General features: G+C 58.0%; 22 protein-coding genes. 14 read left to right on the forward strand and 8 right to left on the reverse strand.

What is annotated here, in order from left to right; all coding sequences use genetic code 11:
• The first annotated feature begins 76 nt into the window (after positions 1-76).
• Positions 77-871, forward strand: coding sequence for an SDR family NAD(P)-dependent oxidoreductase (locus AC007G_RS22030; RefSeq protein WP_049266796.1), 795 nt, complete (start codon positions 77-79; stop codon positions 869-871).
• Here AC007G_RS22030 and AC007G_RS22035 read toward each other — a convergent pair.
• Positions 868-1,227 carry a winged helix-turn-helix transcriptional regulator gene (locus tag AC007G_RS22035; RefSeq protein WP_032688422.1) on the reverse strand — a complete coding sequence of 120 codons (360 nt, stop codon included), beginning with the start codon at positions 1,225-1,227 and terminating at the stop codon, positions 868-870. The two genes, AC007G_RS22030 and AC007G_RS22035, sit on opposite strands and share 4 nt — an antisense overlap.
• A gap of 100 nt (positions 1,228-1,327) precedes the next feature.
• Between AC007G_RS22035 and AC007G_RS22040 the strand changes: the two genes are divergently transcribed.
• Positions 1,328-2,077 carry an SDR family oxidoreductase gene (locus tag AC007G_RS22040; protein WP_046852827.1) on the forward strand — a complete coding sequence of 250 codons (750 nt, stop codon included), beginning with the start codon at positions 1,328-1,330 and terminating at the stop codon, positions 2,075-2,077.
• Positions 2,078-2,094: 17 nt separating this feature from the next.
• Here AC007G_RS22040 and AC007G_RS22045 read toward each other — a convergent pair whose 3' ends face one another.
• Entirely contained in the window at positions 2,095-2,319 is a 225-nt protein-coding gene (locus tag AC007G_RS22045) for a hypothetical protein (protein WP_032688424.1), read from the reverse strand.
• Positions 2,320-2,566: 247 nt separating this feature from the next.
• Between AC007G_RS22045 and AC007G_RS22050 the strand changes: the two genes are divergently transcribed.
• On the forward strand, positions 2,567-2,689 hold the full coding sequence (locus AC007G_RS22050; RefSeq protein ID WP_004860391.1) for a small membrane protein: 123 nt from the start codon (positions 2,567-2,569) through the stop codon (positions 2,687-2,689).
• 100 nt (positions 2,690-2,789) lie between these two features.
• Here the strand turns inward: AC007G_RS22050 and AC007G_RS22055 are convergent, their stop codons facing one another.
• The 3 genes from AC007G_RS22055 to AC007G_RS22065 all read right to left on the reverse strand — a co-directional run bounded on the left by AC007G_RS22055 (position 2,790) and on the right by AC007G_RS22065 (position 5,966).
• Positions 2,790-4,181, reverse strand: a complete 1,392-nt coding sequence (locus AC007G_RS22055; RefSeq protein WP_032688425.1) for an APC family permease — start codon at positions 4,179-4,181, stop codon at positions 2,790-2,792.
• On the reverse strand, positions 4,171-4,374 hold the full coding sequence (locus AC007G_RS22060; protein ID WP_072000007.1) for a YmjE family protein: 204 nt from the start codon (positions 4,372-4,374) through the stop codon (positions 4,171-4,173). Before AC007G_RS22060 ends, AC007G_RS22055 begins: the two co-directional genes overlap by 11 nt.
• Positions 4,375-4,547: 173 nt before the next feature.
• Complete coding sequence (locus AC007G_RS22065) at positions 4,548-5,966, reverse strand: glutamine synthetase family protein (RefSeq protein WP_064385563.1); 1,419 nt, start codon at positions 5,964-5,966, stop codon at positions 4,548-4,550.
• A 225-nt stretch (positions 5,967-6,191) separates the two neighbouring features.
• On the opposite strand from AC007G_RS22065, the gene puuD reads away from it, so the two are divergent.
• The 4 genes from puuD to AC007G_RS22085 all read left to right on the forward strand — a co-directional run bounded on the left by puuD (position 6,192) and on the right by AC007G_RS22085 (position 10,536).
• On the forward strand, positions 6,192-6,944 hold the full coding sequence (gene puuD, locus AC007G_RS22070) for a gamma-glutamyl-gamma-aminobutyrate hydrolase (protein ID WP_181890568.1): 753 nt from the start codon (positions 6,192-6,194) through the stop codon (positions 6,942-6,944).
• Between the two features lie 25 nt (positions 6,945-6,969).
• Positions 6,970-7,527: an HTH-type transcriptional regulator PuuR gene (gene puuR / locus AC007G_RS22075; RefSeq protein WP_032688428.1), complete on the forward strand. Its 558-nt coding sequence runs from the start codon at positions 6,970-6,972 to the stop codon at positions 7,525-7,527.
• A 238-nt stretch (positions 7,528-7,765) separates the two neighbouring features.
• Positions 7,766-9,253 carry an aldehyde dehydrogenase PuuC gene (puuC, locus tag AC007G_RS22080; protein WP_032695707.1) on the forward strand — a complete coding sequence of 496 codons (1,488 nt, stop codon included), beginning with the start codon at positions 7,766-7,768 and terminating at the stop codon, positions 9,251-9,253.
• 2 nt (positions 9,254-9,255) lie between these two features.
• Positions 9,256-10,536 (forward strand): NAD(P)/FAD-dependent oxidoreductase, encoded by a 1,281-nt coding sequence (locus AC007G_RS22085; RefSeq protein ID WP_032688430.1) that lies wholly within the window; start codon positions 9,256-9,258, stop codon positions 10,534-10,536.
• 154 nt (positions 10,537-10,690) lie between these two features.
• Here AC007G_RS22085 and AC007G_RS22090 read toward each other — a convergent pair whose 3' ends face one another.
• A complete protein-coding gene (locus AC007G_RS22090) occupies positions 10,691-11,641 on the reverse strand; it encodes a LysR substrate-binding domain-containing protein (RefSeq protein WP_163921880.1) in 951 nt (316 codons plus the stop codon).
• A gap of 82 nt (positions 11,642-11,723) precedes the next feature.
• Between AC007G_RS22090 and AC007G_RS22095 the strand changes: the two genes are divergently transcribed.
• Positions 11,724-12,809, forward strand: a complete 1,086-nt coding sequence (locus AC007G_RS22095) for a tartrate dehydrogenase (protein WP_047664602.1) — start codon at positions 11,724-11,726, stop codon at positions 12,807-12,809.
• Between the two features lie 32 nt (positions 12,810-12,841).
• Here the strand turns inward: AC007G_RS22095 and ptsP are convergent, their stop codons facing one another.
• The gene (ptsP, locus tag AC007G_RS22100; protein ID WP_049266787.1) at positions 12,842-15,343 is read right to left on the reverse strand and encodes a phosphoenolpyruvate--protein phosphotransferase; all 2,502 of its coding nucleotides are present in this window, start codon (positions 15,341-15,343) and stop codon (positions 12,842-12,844) included.
• A 308-nt stretch (positions 15,344-15,651) separates the two neighbouring features.
• Between ptsP and AC007G_RS22105 the strand changes: the two genes are divergently transcribed.
• The 5 genes from AC007G_RS22105 to AC007G_RS22125 all read left to right on the forward strand — a co-directional run bounded on the left by AC007G_RS22105 (position 15,652) and on the right by AC007G_RS22125 (position 20,704).
• A complete protein-coding gene (locus AC007G_RS22105; RefSeq protein ID WP_032695703.1) occupies positions 15,652-16,728 on the forward strand; it encodes a PTS fructose transporter subunit EIIC in 1,077 nt (358 codons plus the stop codon).
• Positions 16,729-16,748: 20 nt separating this feature from the next.
• Entirely contained in the window at positions 16,749-17,069 is a 321-nt protein-coding gene (locus AC007G_RS22110) for a PTS fructose-like transporter subunit IIB (RefSeq protein ID WP_032688436.1), read from the forward strand.
• A 139-nt stretch (positions 17,070-17,208) separates the two neighbouring features.
• Positions 17,209-19,506, forward strand: coding sequence for a formate C-acetyltransferase (locus tag AC007G_RS22115; RefSeq protein ID WP_032700341.1), 2,298 nt, complete (start codon positions 17,209-17,211; stop codon positions 19,504-19,506).
• Positions 19,472-20,347 carry a [formate-C-acetyltransferase]-activating enzyme gene (locus AC007G_RS22120; RefSeq protein ID WP_047664593.1) on the forward strand — a complete coding sequence of 292 codons (876 nt, stop codon included), beginning with the start codon at positions 19,472-19,474 and terminating at the stop codon, positions 20,345-20,347. Before AC007G_RS22115 ends, AC007G_RS22120 begins: the two co-directional genes overlap by 35 nt.
• Before the next feature lie 15 nt (positions 20,348-20,362).
• Positions 20,363-20,704 carry a PTS fructose-like transporter subunit IIB gene (locus AC007G_RS22125; RefSeq protein ID WP_032688439.1) on the forward strand — a complete coding sequence of 114 codons (342 nt, stop codon included), beginning with the start codon at positions 20,363-20,365 and terminating at the stop codon, positions 20,702-20,704.
• A 486-nt stretch (positions 20,705-21,190) separates the two neighbouring features.
• Here the strand turns inward: AC007G_RS22125 and AC007G_RS22130 are convergent, their stop codons facing one another.
• Positions 21,191-21,958: a phytanoyl-CoA dioxygenase family protein gene (locus tag AC007G_RS22130; RefSeq protein ID WP_032688440.1), complete on the reverse strand. Its 768-nt coding sequence runs from the start codon at positions 21,956-21,958 to the stop codon at positions 21,191-21,193.
• A gap of 250 nt (positions 21,959-22,208) precedes the next feature.
• On the opposite strand from AC007G_RS22130, the gene AC007G_RS22135 reads away from it, so the two are divergent.
• Positions 22,209-23,042, forward strand: coding sequence for an AraC family transcriptional regulator (locus AC007G_RS22135; protein WP_479466669.1), 834 nt, complete (start codon positions 22,209-22,211; stop codon positions 23,040-23,042).
• Positions 23,043-23,046: the final 4 nt, after the last annotated feature.

The following is a 23,046-nucleotide window of genomic DNA, read 5'->3' on the forward strand; positions in this document are numbered from 1 at the left end:
TTGGTTGCATTATTAAACCATTTAACGCATGCTGAATTTGGTTTAATAATGCAACCATATTACTTGAGGTAACTCCATGACGACCCCTTCTTATACCGCTTTGATTACCGGCGCATCTTCCGGCATCGGCGCCCGCTATGCCGAACGTCTCGCCGCTCGCGGCTATCACCTGATTCTGGTCGCACGCCGGGAAGAACGTTTGCAGGCCCTCGCCCAAGAGCTGCAGCGCCAGTACAGCATCCGGGCCGACGTGCTCAAGGCAGACCTGAGCGAAGAAAGCGGTATCCGCGCCGTTGAAGCGCGCCTGCAATCGGATCCGACGATTGCGCTGGTGATTAACAACGCTGGCACGGCGAAAATGGGGGGGTTACTGACCACGGATGTGCGCGAACATCAGATGATTCATACCCTGAATACCACCGCTCTGCTGCGCCTGAGCTATGCGGCGTTGGCCGCCTTCAGCCCGCGAGGTCAGGGGACGCTGATCAATATCGCCTCCATTCTTGCGCTGCATGCGCTACCGGGCAGCGCCGTCTACAGCGCCAGCAAGGCGTGGGTGCTGAGCTTTACCCGCGCGCTTCAGGAGGAGTTTGCCGACAGCGGTTTGCGTATTCAGGCGGTGCTTCCGGCGGCAACCGCGACGGATCTGTGGCCCACCTCCGGCGTCGCTCTTGACGCACTGCCGGCAGGCTCGGTGATGACGACGGAAGATCTGGTGGACGCGGCGCTTAGCGGCCTTGATCAGGGCGAAAATATCACCCTGCCGCCGGTTCACGATCTGGCGCTCTGGACCCATTACGACCAGGCGAGGCTCGCGCTGTTCGGCAGCGCACGCACCGGCCAACCGGCGCCGCGCTATCGCCGGGCTTAACGTTTGAGCAGGTGGCCGTGCTGACTCATCCACTCCGCCAGCGGCTGAAGTGCGCTGCGCATCGACAGTCCCAGGTCAGTTATCTGATATTCAACGCGGGGGGGAATTTCGGGATAGACGCAGCGCGACACCAGCCCGCGCTGCTCGAACAACCGCAGCTGGCGGGTCAGCTCTTTTTGCGTAATCGGCGCCGCCGCGCGCAGCAGTTCGCCGAAGCGCACCGGCGCATTAAGGACAATCAGCCGGTAGAGAATCGGGATCGCCCACTTCCCGGCAATCAGATTAACAAAATCGGTCATCGGGCAAGCATGCTGCACGAAATTATTTTCCCCGACGCGCGCCGCTGTCTTCGCCATAGCACACCTTTCGCCTCATTAGTATCCAATTGGTACCTGGTATCCTTTGGATACTAAAGCTTTTATAGTCCCTTTTCCACATCACTATCAGGAGAAGGTAATGGGACGTTTAGCAGGAAAATATGCGCTGATAACCGGCGGGACCAGCGGGATTGGTCTCGCTACGGCGCAGACGTTTATCGCCGAAGGGGCGCAGGTGGCGGTGACAGGGCGTAATCCGGTCGCCCTTGAGCAGGCGCAGGCGCTACTGGGTAACAATGGCTGGGTCATCGCCGCCGATTCCGGCGACGCCGCCGGGCAGCGCCAGCTGGCCGCAACCCTCGCCGACCGCTGGCCGCAGCTGGATGTGGTGTTCGTCAACGCCGGTGATGTCACCCATGCTCCCTTCGGCGACTGGCGCGAAGTGGAGTGGGATCGATTGATGAATATCAACCTGAAAGGGCCGTTCTTCTTGCTGCAGGCGCTGCTGCCGCTGCTCGCCAACCCGGCGTCGGTCATTCTTTGCGGGTCGGTCAGCGCCCATATCGGCCTGCCCACCAGCAGCGCCTATGCCGCCAGTAAAGCCGGGCTGCTGTCGCTGGCGCGTACCCTGTCGGCGGAGCTGCTACCGCACGGTATCCGGGTGAATGGCCTGAGTCCGGGCCCCGTGCGCACCCCGGCGCTGGATAAACTCGGCCTCAGCGCCCAGGCCTTGAGCGACCTGCAGGAGGAGATCAAAAACCTGGTGCCGCTGGGACGGATGGGCACGCCGCAGGAGCTGGCCAACGCCGCCCTGTATCTGGCATCGGATGAGTCCAGCTACGTACTCGGCAGCGAACTGCGGGTGGATGGCGGCACGGGAAATCTCTGAGCCGGCGGCGGCGGGCGTTACTCCGGTAGCGGTACCGCCGCCAGCGTGCAGATCGCCTCATGCTCGCCGCCGCGACGATCGACCATCACCACTTTGTCCCCCGCTTTTTTGCCTTCACAGGGTTTTAGCACCTGATCCATGATTCGTTCGCGGGTTTGTTGGCGATCTGACTCCGCTGCGCCGGCAAATGAAGTCAGGATAAGAGTCAGCCCAACCAGGCCGACGATATGTTGATTACGCATGCATTACTCTCAGACAATTCTTACTCAAATGCAGGGTATCAGCCCGCGGGCCGTACGTCTGTAAAATCACTTAACGGAGTGTTACCCGATCGACGAAACGGCGCTTCAGACCGGTCAGTATGATTTTATCATCCTGATTTTTTTCGATTTTAACCGTAAAACGAGTCATATTTCGGACACATCCTGATGCTATCTTACACGTAACTTAATAGAGTTCATGGTTTTCAACTCAAGCCCAGGATCGCTTATGTCCGGTATTATTCTCATTGTTGTCGCGGTCATTTTGCTGGGAGTGGCGATTTACAGTCTGGTGTCATACGTCAAAGAACGCCGCGCCAGCCAGCTCCCGACCCATAAGAAGAAAAAATAGCCCCTCCCGAGGTACCACGTTGCGCCACGACGCATCCAGGAAGAATAAAAGCAGGCGTTATGCCTGCTTTTATTCTTTACTTCCTGTTCAGTCTGAACGGTTACGACTCCCAGGCCTGCTCCGCTTTACGGGCGTCAAACTGCGGCGGAGGCTGACGGAAGCGACGGGTCAGCCAGGTCAGATACAGCAGCCCTAACGCCGCCCACACCAGACCCAGGGTCAATGATGTTGCCTCCAGGTTAACCCACAGGACCGCTACCGTCGCCGCGCCAATTAGCGGCAGAATCAGGTAGTGCACGCGATCCTTCCACGTTTTGTTATAGCCTTTACGCCGCCAGAAGTGGTTGAACACCGACAGGTTGACGAAGGTAAACGCCACCAGCGCGCCAAAGTTAATCAGCGCCGTCGCGGTCACCAGATCAAAGAACAGCGCCGACATCGCCACCACGCCCACCATCAACACGTTGAGGGCCGGGGTCCGCCATTTCGGATGGACATAGCCAAAAATACGCTCCGGAAAGACGTTATCGCGCCCCATGACATACAGCAGGCGGGAGACGCTGGCGTGCGACGCCAGCCCCGACGCCAGCGTGTTGACGAAGGTGGTACAGAGGAAAATCGACTGGAACAGTTTCCCGCCGACGTACAGCGCAATTTCCGGCAGCGCCGCATCCGGATCCTTAAAGCGGCTGATATCGGGGAAAAAGAGCTGCATAAAGAAGGAGGCGACGATAAAGATAATCCCGCCATAGACCGCCGTCAGGAAAATGGCTTTCGGAATGGTGCGTGCGGCATCCGGCGTCTCTTCCGACAGCGTAGTGACCGCATCAAAACCGAGGAACGAGAAACAGACAATCGTCGCCCCGGTGATAATCGGAATCAGATGGGCATTCTGGCTGATAAACGGTTGCAGCGACCAGACGGTCCCGACCCCTTCACCCTTATGCAGCCCCTGCACCACCAGGAAAATAAAGACGACCATGATCGCAATCTGCACCAGCACAAACAGCGTATTGAAGTTGGCCACCAGATTGACGCTTTTGATATTCGCCGCGGTCAGAATCGCCACAAACCCCACCACCCACACCCACGGCGGAACTTCCGGAAACAGCGCCGACAGATAGATCTTCGCCAGTAGCACGTTGATCATCGGTAAAAAGAGATAATCCAGCAGTGAAGACCAGCCCACCATAAAACCCACGTGCGGGCTGATCGACTTCTGCGCATAGGTATACGCCGACCCGGCCTCCGGGAACTGTCGCACCAGCTTACCGTAGCTGATGGCGGTGAACAGCACCCCGGCCAGCGCCAGAAGATAGGACGCGGGAACGTGGCCGTTACTGATTCCCGAGACAATACCAAAGGTATCAAACACCGTCATCGGGGTGAGATAGGCCAGCCCCATCATCACCACCTGCCAGAGCTTGAGCGACTTGCGCAAACGCGGTTTCCCCGCCGCGGATGAGATGTCGAGAGAAGTGTTAGCAGCCATAGTTATACCCCCCCATGTAAACGTGGGTTTGCGGGCGCAATGACCGGGTAACAAACCTGCTTAGCAAGGGGGTAAGGCATAAATAATCGGTTAAAACGTTTCGGCATACGGCGGTTGATTTCGCGTTATTACGGCATGCATCGCGGCCTTCATGGCCTCCTTCTCCCTGCGGATATTTGAACATCGGCGTCATCTCTTACCTCGTCACACACTGTGTCGTTAACTGAAGCCCCGTTATCGCCTGCGCTCCTTTACGCGACATCCGGGAAATGGCTGGACTCCCAGCAAAAACGTCCGACCAGGCTCCGCTCAGGCCGTATGATGCTACTTGTCTATCAAATCTACAGGCCCCTTGCGGGGCGGCAATCAGGCGTTTTTCAACATCCACTCAATTTCTGTTTCTGTGATAAGACGCTCAAACTGCAGTAATTCGTCATGTTTACAGGCGTGGTAAACGTGGCAGAAACGTTCCCCCAGGCGCTCACGCAGGCTATCGTTTTGCATAAACTCCCACAGCGCATCGCTTTGACGGATCGGGAACGGCAGCCCTTCCTGTTCCAGACCGTTGCCTTCCACCTCTTCCTGCAACGGCAGCGTATTGTCCAGACCGTGCAAGATGCCGGCAAAGATCGCCGCCATCACCAGATACGGGTTGGCGTCGGCCCCCGCCACGCGATACTCCACCCGGTGATTCTGGCGATCGCCGCAGGGGATCCGCAGCGCCACCGTCCGGTTGTTATGCCCCCAGGAGGCCTGCGTCGGCACATACATACCCGGCTGGAAGCGGCGGTATGAGTTGACGTTTGGCGCCAGCAGCGCCATCGACGCCGGCATCAGGTCAATCATCCCGGCGAGCGCGCGTTTCAGCAGCGCAGAATCTTCGCCATTGGCATCCGCGAGAACGTTTTCGCCCTTGTTGTTTTGCATGCTGATATGGATATGCATCCCGCTACCGGCATGCTCTTCATAAGGCTTGGCCATAAAAGTGGCATGCATCTTATGCTTCTCTGCCATCAAACGCACGAGGCGTTTTAACGCCAGCGCATCGTCGCAGGCATCCAGCACGTTATCGGTGTGATGAAGGTTGATTTCGAACTGACCCGGAGACGCTTCCGCCACCGCGCCATCGGCCGGAATCAGCTGCAGCTGGGCCAGCTCATCAATGTCGTTGAGCACGTCGGCGAAGTGGTTGAGGTTATCCACGGAGTAGACCTGGCTTTGGGTGTTGCGATCGCCGGTACCCGGCGCGCAAGGCGGCTGGAGATAGCCTTCCGCATCGCGTTTACGATCGAGTAAATAGAACTCCAGCTCTACCGCTACCACGGGGAACAACCCACGCTGGCGCAGCTGCTGCCAGAGTCGATTGAGAACGTTCCGCGGCTCAACGTCAAAGGGAGCGCCATCTTCATCAACCATGGTCAGCTGCAGCTGCGCGATAGACTCCGGGTCGGCGGCAGAAGGGGTTAAGGTGCCCGGTACCGGTACGCAGGTACAGTCCGGTTCCCCCATCTCCTGGCCCAGACCGGCCTCTTCCACCACATTCCCCAGAATATCCATGGCAAAAACGGAGGCCGGGAAGTAGCACCCTTTTTCCAGTTTGCTCAGGCTGGATACCGGGATGCGCTTACCGCGGAAACAGCCGTTCAGATCGGTCAGCAGCACATCGACGTACTGCGTATTCGGATACTGCTCAAGGTAGCGCTTCACTTCCCAGGTGAATGCGCTGCCCCGTCTCTCTTCTGACTGCTGAACAAAATTCTCAACTTCTACAATATTGGTTTCCATCATTCACCGCCGTTGTGTTGGTTTCGGAGCCGGGCTTTCTTGCCGTTAAATATAATGTCCACCATTCGAATGTGTATGCAAACAAAATGTTTGTCAAATGTTAAATTAAGTTTGCAAACGGCAATTCTCACTGCTAGATTGAGAAAATATTGAACGATATGGCCATTTAAAGCGCTAAACGGTCATAATTTAGTCCACTTTGTGAGGGCGATCATGGAAAATATAATGTACAAGCCAGTTATTGGTGTCGTGATGTGCAGGAACAGGCTGAAGGGTCACCAGACCCAGACCCTGCAAGAAAAATACCTGAATGCAATAATTAACGCCGGTGGATTGCCGATTGCCCTGCCGCATGCGCTGGCCGAACCGGAACTGCTTGCCGCGTTGTTACCACAACTGGACGGCATTTACCTGCCGGGCAGCCCCAGCAATGTGCAGCCGCACCTTTATGGTGAAAACGGCGATGAGCCTGACGCCGATCCCGGGCGTGATCTTCTGAGCATGGCACTGATAAACGCCGCACTCGAAAGGCGCATCCCCATTTTCGCCATCTGCCGTGGGTTACAGGAACTGGTTGTCGCCACCGGTGGGACTCTGTATCGTCGTCTTTTCGAGCAGCCGGAGCTCCTCGAACATCGCGAAGATGCGGAACTGCCGGTAGAGCAGCAATATGCGCCGTCTCACGAAGTACAGGTTCAGCAAGGAGGATTACTTTCACAGTTAATACCGGGCTGCAACACGTTTTGGGTAAACTCGCTACATGGGCAGGGAGCAAAGACACTAAGCTCGCGTCTGCGCGTCGAAGCCCGTTCTTCCGATGGGCTGGCAGAAGCGGTCAGCGTCAATGACCACCCCTTCGCGCTGGGGGTACAGTGGCATCCGGAATGGAACAGTAGTGAATACGCCCTGTCGCGTTTGTTGTTTGAAGGTTTTATCACCGCCTGTCAGAACCGCATGGCTGAAAAGCCGCGGCTCTGACCATTACAGTTAAGGAAATGCAAATATGAGCGATGACGGACTGGCGCCAGGAAAACGTCTGTCAGCGATCCGCCAACAGCTGGGTCTCTCACAACGTCGTGCCGCCGAACTGTCTGGGTTAACACATAGTGCCATCAGTACCATAGAACAGGACAAAGTCAGTCCTGCCATCAGTACGCTGCAAAAGCTGCTGAAAGTTTATGGGCTGTCGCTCTCGGAATTCTTTTCTGAACCAGAAAAACCTGATGAACCGCAGGTGGTTATTAATCAGGATGACCTTATCGAAATCGGCAGTCAGGGGGTTTCGATGAAGCTGGTGCATAACGGAAATCCGAACCGTACGCTGGCGATGATTTTTGAAACTTACCAGCCTGGAACCACAACCGGGGAGAGGATCAAACATCAAGGTGAGGAAATTGGCACCATACTGGAAGGTGAAGTCGTACTGGTCATCAATGGTCAGTCGTATCATCTGGTTGCTGGGCAAAGCTATGCCATAAATACCGGCATACCGCACAGTTTCAGCAATACTTCGGCCGGCATTTGCCGAATTATCAGTGCCCATACCCCCACCACATTCTGATTTTTTAGCCTGAGCAGGTTTCAGGCTTTCTTCTGGCCTGCTCCGTCGGATGCCCTGTTTCCGGCGGAGCGAAGAACACGCAAATAATACGCAGCGTAGTGCGGAATCTTATTTCCTGCTGGCCGCAATAATACGCGCAAATAAAACGCGCTAAAGACGGTATCTGACTCCGGGGACGCCCTGCGCCCTGTGCTGTCTGAAATGCCCACTATTCGATTATGTGATTAAGGAGTCTTATATGGATTTCAAACATCTGGCCTGGTGGCAGGATAAAGCGAAAAGCATGGAGATTGAAACGCGGTTATTTATTAATGGCGAATACTGCTCTGCTGTCGATAATACCACGTTTGAAACCATCGACCCTGCCGCCCAGCACACGCTGGCGCACGTCGCCCGCGGTAAAAAGGCCGACGTCGACCTCGCCGTTCAGGCCGCGCGCCGCGTCTTTGAATGCGGCGACTGGTCACAGGCATCACCCGCGAAGCGTAAAGCGGTGCTCAATAAGCTGGCGGACCTGATGGAAAGCCACCGTGAAGAGCTGGCGCTGCTGGAGACCCTCGATACCGGAAAGCCGATCCGCCACAGCCTGCGCGACGATATCCCCGGCGCTGCCAGGGCCATCCGCTGGTATGCGGAAGCCATCGACAAAGTGTATGGCGAAGTCGCGCCGACCGGCGTCAATGAGCTGGCGATGATCGTCCGCGAACCGGTAGGCGTGATTGCCGCCGTGGTCCCGTGGAATTTCCCGCTGCTGCTGGCCTGCTGGAAACTCGGCCCGGCGCTGGCTACCGGCAATAGCATCGTGCTTAAACCGTCTGAGAAATCACCGCTCACCGCCCTGCGTCTTGCAGGCCTGGCGAAAGAAGCCGGGCTGCCGGACGGTGTGCTGAACGTGATCAGCGGTTTTGGCCATGAAGCGGGCCAGGCCCTGGCGCTGCACCCGGACGTCGAGGTCATCACCTTTACCGGCTCCACCCGCACCGGCAAACAGCTGTTAAAAGATGCCGGCGACAGCAATATGAAGCGCGTCTGGCTGGAAGCCGGCGGTAAAAGCGCCAATATCGTCTTTGCCGACTGCCCGGATCTGCAAAAAGCGGTCAACGCCACCGCCGGCGGCATCTTCTACAACCAGGGCCAGGTGTGCATCGCCGGGACCCGCCTGCTGGTTGAAGACAGCATTGCCGATGAGTTCCTCAGCCGTCTGCAGGAGCAGGCTCGCCTCTGGCAGCCGGGCAACCCGCTCGACCCCAACACCACCATGGGCATGTTGATTGATAACACCCATGCCGACAGCGTCCACAGCTTTATCCGCGTGGGTGAGAGTCACAGCACCTTACTGATCGATGGGCGGAAAAATCCGTGGCCGGCCGCCGTCGGCCCGACCATTTTTGTCGATGTCGATCCGGCCTCTCCTCTGAGCCGGGAAGAGATTTTCGGCCCGGTACTGGTGGTTACCCGCTTCACCTGCGAAGAAGAGGCGTTACGGCTTGCCAACGACAGCCATTACGGCCTGGGCGCCGCGGTCTGGACGCGCGATCTTTCCCGCGCCCACCGCATGAGCCGGCGCCTGAAAGCGGGCTCCGTTTTTGTGAACAACTATAACGATGGTGATATGACCGTCCCGTTTGGCGGCTATAAGCAAAGCGGAAACGGACGCGATAAGTCTCTGCACGCGCTGGAAAAATTCACCGAACTGAAAACGATTTGGATGACTCTGGAGTCTTAATTATGACCGAACATACCACCAGTTATTACGCCGCCAGCGCCAACAAATACGCACCGTTTCCGACGCTGAGCGAATCCATCAGCTGCGATGTCTGCGTGGTCGGCGGCGGCTACACCGGCCTCTCTTCCGCCTTACATCTTGCCGAAATGGGCTATGACGTGGTGCTGCTGGAAAGCGCCCGGATCGGCTTTGGCGCCAGCGGGCGCAACGGCGGCCAGCTGGTAAACTCCTACAGCCGCGATATCGACGTGATTGAAAAAACCTACGGACCGGACGCGGCAAGAATGCTCGGCAGCATGATGTTTGAAGGTGGCGAGATCATCCGCGAACGTATCCAGCGCTATCAGATTCAGTGCGACTATCGTCCCGGCGGCCTGTTTGTGGCGATGAACCACAAACAGCTGGAAACCCTGGAAGAACAGAAAGCGAACTGGGAGCGCTACGGTAATAACCAGCTGGAGCTGCTGGACGCCAATGCCATCCGCCGCGAGGTCAACAGCGATCGTTACACCGGCGCCCTGCTCGATCATAGCGGTGGTCATATTCATCCTCTGAATCTGGCCATCGGCGAAGCGGATGCCATTCGTCTGAACGGCGGACGGATTTATGAACAATCGCCGGTCACCCGTATCCAGCACACCAGCCCGGCAGTGGTGAGCACCGCCAAAGGCCAGGTGACCGCCCGCTACGTGATCGTCGCCGGGAACGCCTACCTTGGCGACAAAGTGGAGCCGGAGCTGGCCAAACGCAGTATGCCGTGCGGTACCCAGGTGGTCACCACCGAGCCGCTGTCCGAGGAGGTCGCCCGCTCGCTGATCCCGAAAAATTACTGCGTGGAGGACTGCAACTATCTGCTGGACTACTACCGCCTGACCGGCGATAACCGTCTGCTGTACGGTGGTGGCGTGGTCTACGGCGCCCGCGATCCGGACGATGTTGAACGCCTGATCATGCCGAAGCTGCTGAAGACTTTCCCGCAGCTGAAAGGGGTGAAAATCGATTATCGCTGGACCGGCAACTTCCTGCTGACGCTTTCGAGGATGCCGCAGTTCGGTCGCCTGGACAACAACATCTATTACATGCAGGGCTACAGCGGCCACGGCGTCACCTGTACCCACCTCGCCGGTCGGCTGATTTCCGAGCTGCTGCGCGGGGATGCCGAGCGCTTCGACGCCTTTGCCAACCTGCCGCACTACCCGTTCCCGGGCGGACGAAGCCTGCGTATTCCGTTTACCGCAATGGGCGCGGCGTACTACAGCCTGCGCGACCGCCTCGGGGTGTAAGCCGGTACGCCGCCTGGGGTCGATAACTGCCGCCGGGTTCGTTGATCCCGCGCCCGGCGCGCCTTCGACGGCGCCAGGGCACCGTTTACTGGCGCCGGCTGTTTGACCGCACGCCCGGCAGCACCCGCCGCCGGGCGTGTTCTCGTCTTACGCATCAGGTTTCGCGGCTCACGATGCATTGCTGTGGATAGTGCTGCTGAAAGTAGTGGCGTAAAAACTCTACCGTGGCCCGGATTTTCGCCGAGGTCGCCAGCCGCGACACATACACCGCCCAGATATTGGCCGGTTGAGAATATTCCGGCAGCAGATGCACCAGGTGGCCGCTGGCGATGTTGTCACGGACATCCCACCACGAGCGTAGCGAGATCCCCTGCCCGTCCAGACACCACTGATGCACGATCTCCCCGTGGTTAGAGGAGAGCGGGCCGGTCACCTTAATGGCCTGCTCCCCCTCTTTTCCGTGAAGCTGCCAGACGCCAAACGGCCGATCGCGCTCTTTAATCACCAGACAGGGCAAGGTCGCCAGATCGCTAAGCTGCCTGGGCTGCGGATAGCGGGCCAGAAACGCCGGCGAAGCGCAGAGAATCCGCTGATTGGTCGCCAGTTTACGGGCAATCAGATTGGGGGCGATATCGTCACCCACGCGAATATCGAGATCGACGCCTTCATTCACCAAATCTACCAGCCGGTCTGCAACATCAAACCGCAGCTCCAGCTGCGGATACTGACGAGCCAGCGCCGACAGCGCCGGTGCCACCACCCGGCGCCCAAAGCCAAAGCTGCTGATAATCTTCAGCGTCCCCTGCGGCACCTGACGCACATCGGACAGCTCATCCATCATCTGGTCGACGTCCTGCAAAATGCGCTGCGCCCATTCGTAGATGCGCTCGCCCTCTTCGGTAATCGTGACCCGCCGGGTGGTGCGGTGCAGCAGCAGCACATTCAGCGTCTGCTCAAGCAACGCAATGCGCTTGCTGACAAACGCGGGCGAAACGCCCAGCTCTTCGGCGGCTGAGGCAAAACCGGCGCGGCGGGCAACCAGCATAAACACGCGTAAATCATTTAGCAGCGGCAGATTATTCATGAACTGTGTTTTATGTTTCACCAGTTAGCGTGATTAATTATGAACCAGTCAATTATAGGATAGAAAGGAAGTCAATTTTCATCGCTGATAAGTGAGAACCGGTATGAAGAAAACCTGTCGTATTGCCGCCATCCCAGGGGACGGTATTGGTAAAGAAGTTCTGCCTGAAGGTATTCGCGTATTACACGCCGCGGCGGAACGCTGGGATTTGTCATTAAGCTTTGAACAGATTGAATGGGCCAGCTGCGACTATTACGCCCGCCACGGCAAAATGATGCCGGACGACTGGCATGAGCAGCTGAAGACCTTTGATGCTATCTATTTTGGCGCCGTCGGCTGGCCAGAAACCGTCGCGGATCACGTCTCACTGTGGGGCTCGCTGCTCAAGTTTCGCCGCGAGTTCGATCAGTACGTCAACCTGCGCCCGGTGCGCCTGTTTCCCGGCGTTCCCTGCCCGCTGGCGGGTAAAAAAGCCGGCGATATTGATTTCTACGTGGTGCGGGAGAATACCGAAGGGGAATACTCCTCGCTCGGTGGACGCGTGAACCCCGGGACCGAACATGAGATGGTGATTCAGGAGTCGGTATTCACCCGCCGCGGCGTAGACCGGATCCTGCGCTACGCCTTTGAGCTGGCGCAAAGCCGCCCGCGTAAGACCCTGACCTCCGCCACCAAATCCAATGGGCTGGCCATCAGTATGCCCTTCTGGGATGAGCGCGTAGAAGCCATGGCCCGGGAGTACCCTGACATCCGCTGGGATAAACAGCATATCGATATCCTGTGCGCCCGCTTCGTCCTCCAGCCGGAACGCTTCGACGTGGTCGTCGGCTCAAATCTGTTCGGCGATATCCTCTCCGATCTTGGCCCGGCCTGTACCGGCACTATCGGCATCGCCCCGTCGGCGAACCTGAATCCGCAGCGCACCTTCCCGTCGCTGTTCGAGCCGGTGCACGGCTCGGCGCCGGATATTTATGGCCAAAACATCGCCAACCCAATAGCCACTATCTGGGCCGGCGCCATGATGCTGGATTTCCTCGGCGCCGGCGACGCGCGCTATCAGGCGGCGCATGACGGTATTTTACTGGCCATTGAGCAGGTTATCGCCAGCGGGCCGAAAACGCCGGATATGAAGGGGAATGCCTCGACCCGGCAGGTCAGCGACGCCATTTGCCAGGCTATTTTGCGCTAACCCGCCTCCCCGGCGCCGTGCCGCCGGAGGAACTACAGATCCAGCTCGCGCTGCAATAACCCGGCGATGGCCTCGCTGCTGTCGGCGGTGACCAGCGCGTGACGAAACGCCTCATGCATAATGCGCCGCGCCAGGCGAGAGAAGATGCGCATATGCTGATCCCCGGCGGCATGTTTGTTCAGCGTCAGCATAATCACAAATTGCGCTTCGTCATCTCCCCACGCCACCGGCCGTGCCAGGCGAGCCACGCTGATGGTCGACTGCTCAATATGCTCCGACTTGCTGTGCGGGATAGCAAAGCTGAAGCCCAGCCCGGTGGAAAATACCGCTTCGCGCGCCCAGAGATCGGCCTCCAGCTTGCGCGGGTAGCGGCACCGCCCCGCCAACAGCAGATTGTCGGTCATGCCTTTCAGCACCTCTTCTTTACTGCGCCAGTCGCTGTTTAAGGTAATGCACTGCGTGGTAATCAGCGGCGCGTCCTGCTGAGCCATGCGGAACTGGGCCAATAAGTGTTCCACCTCCAGCGAGGTGCGACACTGCATGGCCTGGTTCAACAGCTGGCGACAGGCCCGGCTATCCAGCCGGGCCAGACGCGCTTTCGTCGCCGGAATTGCCGGCGCGCTCATGCTCAGTTCATCCAGCCCAAGCCCCACCAGCAGCGGCAGCACCGAACCTTTCGCCCCCAGTTCTCCACACAGGCCAATCCATTTCCCCTGGCGATGTACCGCCTGTACGGCGTAGTCCAGCGCGCGCAAAAAAGCCGGGTTGAGGCTGTTGTAGTGGCGCGTGACCTTACTGTTATCACGATCCACCGCCAGCAGATACTGCGTCAGGTCATTGCTGCCGATACTGAAGAAATCGATCTCTTCACAGCACTGGTCGATGATAAACATCACCGATGGCACTTCCAGCATGATGCCAAACGGGATCTTCTCATCGAACGGAATATGTTCATCGCGCAGGGATTGCCTGGCTTCGGCCAGCTGATCTTTCACCCACAGAATCTCTTCCATCGAGGAGATCATCGGAATCATAATTTTCAACGAGCCGTGCGCCGAGGCGCGCAGAATCGCCCTGAGCTGCGTGCGGAACAGCGTCTGGTACTCCTCGTAAATTCGCACCGCGCGATAGCCAAGGAAAGGGTTGTTTTCCGCCGGGATATTGAGATAGGCCACCGGCTTATCGCCGCCGATATCCATGGTGCGAATGATAATGCTGCGGCCGTTCGCCGGTTCCAGAGCCTGGCAAAAAATATTATAAAGTTCATCTTCGGACGGCGCGCCGGGCCGGTCCATATACAGCATTTCGGTACGGAACAGGCCCACCGCCTGCGCGCCGTTGCCAAACGCCGCGGCGGCTTCAACGGAGTGGGCAATATTGGCCGCCACCTCCAGACGCAGGCCATCTTTTGTGACCCCGTCTTTATCAAACCACGCCTGCTGTTGACGACGTAACTGCGCCGCGGTCCAGGCCTCCTGTTGGTAGTAGCGTTCCACCGCCTCATCCGGGTTAACCACCACCAGCCCGGCATTGCCGTCGATAAATAGCGGTTGCCCTACCCACGGCAGCAGCGCCGCCATCTCCACGCCGACCAGAGTCGGAATATTAAACGAACGCGCCAGAATCACGGTATGCGAAGTGGTCCCGCCGCCGCTCAGCAGCAGGCCTTGCAGCAGCGTTTTATCCAGCTCAAGAAACTGGCTGGGCGTTAACTCATCGGCAAGACAAATCGCCGGGACGGTCAGTTTACCCGGTGCCGGGAAGCGGGACTCACCGTAGATGTGCTGCAGAAGCTGGAAACAGACATCGCGTACGTCCAGCACCCGCTCCTGTAAATAGCGGTTGCCGGAGTCGTGGAACTGAGCGCAGAAGTGCTCGCCGCTGGCGACGATCGCCTGAGCACAGCTCAGGCCGGTCAGCAGCCCGCCCAGCAGATGCTGGCGTAGAGAAGCATCCGTCGCCAGCGAACGATGCGCCTCCAGAATGGCGCCGGCGGTTCCGTCGTTATCCAGCAGCCGCAGCTCGATATTTTTAACCAGCAGCAGCAATCCTTGATCCAGCAGCGCCTGCTCGTGCTCAATACTCCCGGCAGCAGGCAGCGGGCCCGGGTTGCGCAGATCGAAAGATTTCAGCCGGGTGAGCGTGCCCCCGGCGCTCCCGGCACACACCGGCCGGCCGTGAAACAAAACAGGATTCAGTCGGGACAGCGATTGCGGAACCGGCTGTACCTCTATACTTTCCGCCGCCGGCAACGGCGTATCGCAGTGCGGAAATTCATCCTGAATAAATGCCGACAGCGCAGCAAGCGCCCGCTGCTCATCCTCACCGCTGATCGTTAACTGACACTCGTCGCCCCGTATCGTGTTGGTTGCAATAATGGCCAGTGCGCTTTTCGCATTGCCGCGCAGGTCGCTGCGCGTATTCCACCAGTCAACAGAAGACGAAAAGGTATTGCATAGCGTTTCCACCAGACTGGCGGGACGGGCGTGGACGCCATTTGGCAAATCACAACGGAATTTAATGACCTGGGCCATTGGCTTTCTCCTGAGCAAGACATCATTGCCTCAACGGTAAAGAAAGCGCGCGGCAGGGACTACGCGAGAAAAGAGTGAATTACTGGAAAATTGTACACAGAGATCTTTTTTCTGCTCCGCCTCACAATTCTCTCTTTTTGTCGCAACATGACCCTATAGCACTTAAGATTTGAGGTGGATCGCAATTTCACGCGCACCTTACAAATATCCAGTAAATGCACTTTTTCTCTACTGTTTTCTCCCCCGCCATTTTCCTACTGTTGAAGCAACAATACTGTCACGAGCGCAAGCGCGCTCAGGAGCAAGCAATGAACGAACTGGTGCAAATACTAAAAAATACACGCCAGCATCTCATGACCGGCGTCTCACATATGATTCCCTTTGTGGTCTCCGGCGGGATCCTCCTCGCCGTCTCGGTCATGCTGTACGGCAAGGGCGCCGTGCCCGATGGCGCAACGGATCCCAACCTGAAAAAACTGTTTGATATTGGCGTCGCCGGACTGACCCTGATGGTGCCTTTTCTGGCGGCCTATATCGGCTACTCCATTTCTGACCGCGCGGCGCTGGCCCCGTGCGCCATTGGCGCGTGGGTCGGCAACAGTTTTGGCGCCGGCTTTTTCGGCGCCCTGATCGCCGGGATGATCGGCGGCCTGGTGGTTTACTACCTGAAGAAAATCCCTGTCCACAAAGTGCTGCGCTCCGTGATGCCCATTTTTGTTATCCCCATTATCGGCACCTTTATTACGGCCGGGATCATGATGTGGGGGCTGGGTGAACCTATTGGCGCGCTCACCGCCAGTCTGACAACCTGGCTACAGGGCATGCGCGAGGGCAGCATCGTGCTCCTCGCCATCATCATGGGGCTGATGCTGGCTTTCGACATGGGTGGCCCGGTCAATAAAGTGGCCTACGCCTTCATGCTGATCTGCGTCTCCCAGGGGGTTTATAGCGTGGTGGCTATCGCCGCCGTCGGGATCGCCATTCCGCCGCTGGGCATGGGGCTGGCGACGCTGATGGGGCGCAAATACTTCACGCCAGAGGAGCGCGAAACGGGCAAAGCCGCCCTGGTCATGGGCTGCGTTGGCGTGTCGGAAGGCGCAATCCCCTTCGCGGCCGCCGACCCGCTACGCGTCATCCCGTCCATCATGATTGGCGCCGCAAGCGGCTGCGCGACGACCGCTCTGCTCGGCGTTCAGTGCTACGCCGGCTGGGGTGGACTGATTGTCCTGCCGGTGGTTGAGGGTAAAGGCGGGTTCATTATCGGCCTGCTGGTCGGGGCATTTGTCAGCGCCGCCTGCGTCATCGTACTTAAAGCCCTCACGAAGAAGAAAGCGTCAGCAGCCAAAGCCGATGACGAACTGGATCTTGATTTCGAAATTAACTGAAACCGCAGAAGGAAGAGTTTATGACCAGGATTATCGCCGTTACCGCCTGCCCGTCCGGAGTCGCACACACCTACATGGCAGCAGAGTCGCTGGAGAGCGCCGCCAGAGCCAAAGGCTGGCAGGTCAAGGTGGAGACTCAGGGCTCCATCGGTATTGAGAATGAGCTGTCGGCAGACGATGTCGCCAGCGCCGATATCGTGATTCTGACCAAAGATATCGGCATCAAGAGTGAAGAGCGTTTTGCCGGTAAAACCATCGTTCGCGTCAATATCAGCGATGCCGTGAAGCGGGCTGACGCCATTATGAACAAAATCGACAGCCATCTTTCGCAGAAAGCCTGAATACCGTCACGCGCAGCGACGCTGCGCAAGACTCAGCGCCTCGCTCCACGAGCGTCATCGTGACCGGCAGTCCGTGCGCGAACCGCGTCGCGAATTGCCTCAATCCGCGCGTGGAGAGGGCGTTCACATGGAGTTTGTCATGACCAATCGTACCCAACGCTTAATAGCAAGCCTGTTCGCTCACCCCCGGGAAATCTCGCTCGAACGCGCCCTGCTCTATACCGAAAGCCACAAACGCACCGAGGGTGAGCCGACGATGATTCGTCGGGCGAAGGCCACCGCCTGGATCCTTGACCATGTACAGATTTCGATTCGTGATGATGAACTGATTGCCGGCAACCGGACAATCAAACCGCGCGCCGGCATCGTCTCCCCCGAGATGGACCCCTACTGGTTGCTTAACGAGCTGGATCGGTTCCCGGTCCGTCCGCAGGATCGCTTCGCCATCAGCGACGAAGACAAGCGCATCTACCGTGAAGCGCTGTTCCCGTACTGGGAAAAACGCTCGATGAAAGATGTCATTAACGCACAGATGACCGACGAGGTGAAAGCGGCGGTACGCACGCAGATTTTCAGCATCAACCAGACCGACAAGGGCCAGGGACACATCATTATTGATTATCCCCGTCTGCTGAATAAAGGACTGGCGGCGCTGACGGTGGAAATGAAAACCCTGGCCCGGCAGCATCCGGAGAACGATTTTTATCAGGCGGTGCTGATTTTACTGGCGGCCTCGCAGCGCCACATTTTGCGTTACGCCACCCTCGCCGCTGACATGGCCCGCCGCTGCAACGATCCGCAGCGACGCCAGGAGCTGGAGGCGATTGCCGCTCATTCGCGTCATAACGCCGAGCATCGCCCGGAGGATTTCTGGCAGGCCTGCCAGCTGTTCTGGTACATGAACATCATTCTGCAGTACGAGTCCAACGCCAGTTCGATTTCACTTGGCCGTTTTGACCAGTATATGCTGCCGTTTTATCAGGCGTCGTTAACCCGCGGCGAGGATCCCGCGTTCCTGAAAACGCTGCTGGAATCGCTGTGGGTCAAGTGCAACGATATCGTCCTGCTGCGCTCATCCAGCAGCGCCCGCTACTTTGCCGGCTTCCCGACGGGCTATACCGCCTTGCTCGGCGGCCTGAGCGAGACCGGGCGCAGCGCGGTAAACGTGCTCTCCTTTCTCGCGCTGGATGCCTATCAGAACGTCCGTCTACCGCAGCCCAATCTCGGGGTGCGGGTCAACGAACTGATCGACCGCCCGTTCCTGCACAAAACGGCGGAAACCATCCGCTTAGGCACCGGGATCCCGCAAATTTTCAACGACGAAGTGGTGGTTCCGGCCTTTCTCAACCGCGGCGTCTCGCTGGAGGATGCGCGAGATTATGCCGTCGTGGGCTGCGTCGAACTCTCCATCCCCGGCCGTACCTATGGGCTGCACGATATTGCGATGTTCAACCTGCTGAAGGTGATGGAAATCGTGATGCTGGAGAACGAAGGTAACCCCGATATCAGCTGGGACGGGCTGATTCAGCAGATCCGCGAGAAGACCCGCTACTACATCAAGCTGATGGTCGAAGGCAGCAACATTTGCGACCTCGGCCATCGGGATCAGGCGCCGGTTCCCCTGCTCTCCTCGTTTATTCAGGATTGTGCGTTGCACGGAAAGGACATCACCGAAGGCGGCGCGCGCTACAACTTCTCCGGCGTGCAGGGGATTGGTATCGCCAATCTCAGCGACTCCCTGCATGCGCTCAAGGGGATGGTCTTCGACCAGCAGCGCATGAGCTACGACGAGCTGATTCAGGTCCTCAAGGCCAATTTCCAGACGCCGGAAGGCGAGAAAATCCGCGCCCGCCTGGTTCACCGCTTTGAAAAATATGGCAACGATATCGATGAGGTGGACAATATCAGCGCCGACCTGTTGCGCTTTTACTGTAAAGAGGTTGAGCAGTACCGCAACCCGCGCGGCGGGCATTTCACCCCCGGTTCGTATACCGTCTCGGCACACGTCCCGCTCGGCTCAGTGGTCGGCGCAACCCCGGATGGCCGCCTGGCCGGCGAGCAGTTAGCCGATGGCGGTCTGTCGCCGATGGTCGGCCAGGATTCTCAGGGGCCAACGGCGGTCCTGAAATCGGTCAGCAAGCTGGATAACTACCTGCTCTCCAATGGCACGCTGCTGAACGTTAAGTTCACCCCGGCGACCCTGAGCGGAGAGAGCGGGCTCAACAAGCTGGCCGATTTCTTACAGGCTTTCACCAGCCTGAAGCTACAGCATATCCAGTTTAACGTGGTCAACGCACAGACGCTGCGGGAAGCGCAGCAGCGCCCTCAGGATTTCGCCGGCCTGGTGGTACGCGTCGCCGGCTACAGCGCCTTCTTTGTGGAGTTATCGAAGGAGATCCAGGATGACATTATCCACCGCACCACGCATCAACTGTGACGTTATCGAGACGCGCGCCGACCGGGCGCGCATTTTCAATCTCCAGCGCTACTCGCTCAACGATGGCCAGGGGATCAGAACCGTCGTCTTTTTTAAAGGTTGCCCACACACCTGCCCGTGGTGTGCCAACCCGGAATCCCTCTCGCCCAAAATTGAAACCGTGCGCCGGGAAAGCCGCTGTCTCCACTGCGCGCATTGCCAGCGGGACGTCGAAGAGTGCCCTTCCGGTGCATGGGAGCAGATTGGCCGCGATGTCACTCAGGAAGCATTGCTCAAAGAGGTGCTGAAAGATGAGATCTTTTTTCGCGCCTCGGGCGGCGGCGTCACACTATCGGGCGGAGAGGTGTTAATGCAGGCCGGGTTTGCCACCCGCTTCTTACGCGCGTTGCGCCAGTGGGGGATCCACACGGCAATAGAAACGGCGGGCGACGCCGCCTTCAGCCGCGTCTACCCTCTTGCCCAGGCGTGCGACGAAGTGCTGTTTGATCTGAAAATCATGGATCCCGGGCAGGCCAGAGAGCAGCTCGCCATGGATCTCCCCCGGGTGCTGGAAAATTTCCGCCGGCTGGTGGAAAATGGCATTCACGTCATTCCCAGAGTGCCGCTCATTCCCGGCTTTACCCTGTGTGAAAAGAACTTCAGCCAGATTCTCTCCTTCCTGGCGCCGTTTGCCCTGTCTGACATTCACCTGCTGCCGTTTCACCAATATGGCGAGCCGAAATACTCGCTGTTGGGCAAGAGATGGGCGATGGCAAAGGTCGGTGCGCCATCGGCAGCAGAAATGAACCGATTCACTCTCATGGCTGAACAAGCTGGTTTTCGCGTAACTGTCGGTGGCTAATGCCCGGAGGATGCTATGGTTCTCAAGATCGTTGCGGTCACGGCCTGTGTGAGCGGCGTGGCCCATACCTATATGGCGGCGGAACGTTTACAAAAAGTCGGCCACCACGAAAAGTGGCAGATCAAAATCGAAACCCAGGGCGCGCTGGGGATTGAGAATAAAATTACCCCCGACGATATTGCCCAGGCCGATGTCGTCCTGCTGGTCACGGATATTGAAATCGACGACGCCAGGCGCTTTTGCGGTCAGCGTACGATTAAAACCAGCATCAAAACGTTTTTACTCCAGCCGCAGCACATCGCTGAAGCGGTAAAAAGCATCATGAAAAAGCCGATCGTTTATTTAGATATCCCCTGAGAACGGCCTGCTCATTCCACTGCCTCCCAGGGAAGACGAACCGCTAGCGTCTGCCGGGTTGTCGCCCGGGAGCCTCTCCCCGGTGGCGCTACGCTTACCGGGGCTACAGCCGGTGCACACCGTAGCCCCGGCAAGGGATTTACCCCGCTGCCCGGGAGTCTCTCCCCTCTGGCGCTACGCTTACCGGGGCGACAGCCGGTGCCACACCGTAGCCGGGCAAGGGATTTACCCCGCCGCCAGGGAATCTCTCCCCGGTGGCGCTACGCTTACCGGGGCTACAGCCGGTGCGCACCGTAGCCCGGACAAGGGATTTACCCCGCTGCCAGGGAATCTCTCCCCGCTGACGCTACGCTTACCGGGGCTACAGCCGGTGCACACCGTAGCCCGGACAAGGGATTTACCCCGCCGCCCAGGACGCAACCGTTTCGTAGGCCAGGTAAGGCGTAGCCGCCACCTGGCAAAAAACGGACACCACGGCGCACCGGGTTACTCCACATCCAGCAGCCATTTTTGCGCCGGCGTCAGGCGACTGGCGGTTTCCGGCTTTAACCAGAGCCGCTGGTCCTGCTGCGCGCTGTCCTGGCGGTCAATGTATAAACCGTGCAGCACCCGTCTTCTGCTGCCGGTGATATTGCAGGTTCCGCCGTGCCAGGTATGCGCGTTATAAATCATCACGCTCCCCGCCGGGGCGGCAAACACCACCTCATCCGGGTGCGGCAGTTCAGGGTCGCTCAGGACCTCTTCGGGCAGTTCCGGGCGCAGATGCGTACCGGGAATAATTCGCGGGGCGCCATTCTCGGCGCTCAAATCATCGATTGCCCAAATGGTATTGACCAGATGCACTTTGGGAAAATCGGGACGCGGTTTTTTCCAGTCGGCATGTAGAGGCTGGTGGCCGCCGTTAACCAGCGCCTCGCGCGCATTCAGGCTGGACACTTTAAAGTCGCCCTGAAAAATATAGCGGCAGGCCGACAGCACCAGCGGATGGGACCACACCTTCTCCCAAATCACCCCTTTATTCACCAGATTGGCAATACGCGTCGCGGTCGCCTCCTGATGGTGTTCCATGGCCAGGTTATCTCCCTCGCTCTCGACAAGCGCATCGATGAGCTCGCGCATCGCCGCCAGCCATGCCGGGTCGGCCAGATGATGCACCACGGTGTAGCCAAGCGTATCCAGCTCCTGTTTCATTTTGGCGGATAAGGCGATGTTGGCGCCGAGGGCATCCAGATAGACAGCAGATTGATGTTCCATATTTCCTTTCCTTAACCTTTCGATAACACGAAATAAACTCTAATCGTCGGCCAGGGGAAAAACATGAGGCGATTCCTACGAAAAACTGGACATCCGTACGCGGGGAGACAAAGTGTGATGATCATCAAACTCTGAGCTGCGGGCGGCCGCAGGCCGGCTCCGGGCGCTCAATCGGGCGATCTAAAAGAGATCTGCGGGTATTAAATAGATTATATTCAACAGGATAATAGTTCGCTCTCGGGGTGAAGGGATGATTGAAGATCTGCCGGGTATTTTAAATCGTCTGGTCAATCAGAAGGACAGGCTGCTGGTCAGGTTCCCGGAACCGGATATTTCTGTCCCGGAACTGGCCTATCAGGTCGCGTTTCCGCGTCTGGAAATTGTGCTGGAGGGGGAGCTGCGGGAGAACGGTTTACCCTTGTCCGATATGGTGCTGTCAACATCACAGGTGCTTTATGTTCAGGCGGGAAAATGGACCTGTCCGCAGTGGACCGGTCAGGCATCGACCTTAAGTATTTTATTTGGCAGGCAAAAGCTGGGGTTTTGCATCCAGCACTGGGACGGTAAACGGCTGCGAACGGAGAAACAGAGCGTCGCTCGCCTGGGACCGCGCGTGGGCTCTTATCTGCTGCTGGCGCTGAACGAAATATGTCTGCAGCCAGACCCGGTCACCGCCCGGCTGGTGGTGTCGGCGCTGCTGAGCCACTGCCTTGAACAGCTGGTCGGCCTGGAGATGCGGGTCAGCCGTAGCCGCGACCTGTTTATGGCGGTACAGGATTATCTGGAGGAGAATCTCAGCCAGCCGTTAACCCGCGAATCGGTGGCGAAACGTTTTCATATCACCCCCAACTACCTGTCGCACATTTTTCAGAAGTCGGGTTCCGTCGGCTTTAACGAATACCTGACCCGCGTCCGGCTCGAGCAGGCCAAAAAGCTGCTGCGGGGTTACGATTTAAAAGTCAAAGAGATTGCCCATAACTGCGGTTTTGTCGACAGTAACTATTTTTACCGGGTGTTTAAACGCTATACCGAACGCTCCCCTTCTGAATATCGCCGCCATTGTCGCAGCGCGCAGCAGGGATAGCGGC

The sequence above is a fragment of the Klebsiella sp. CSG-1 genome (genome assembly GCF_056521145.1).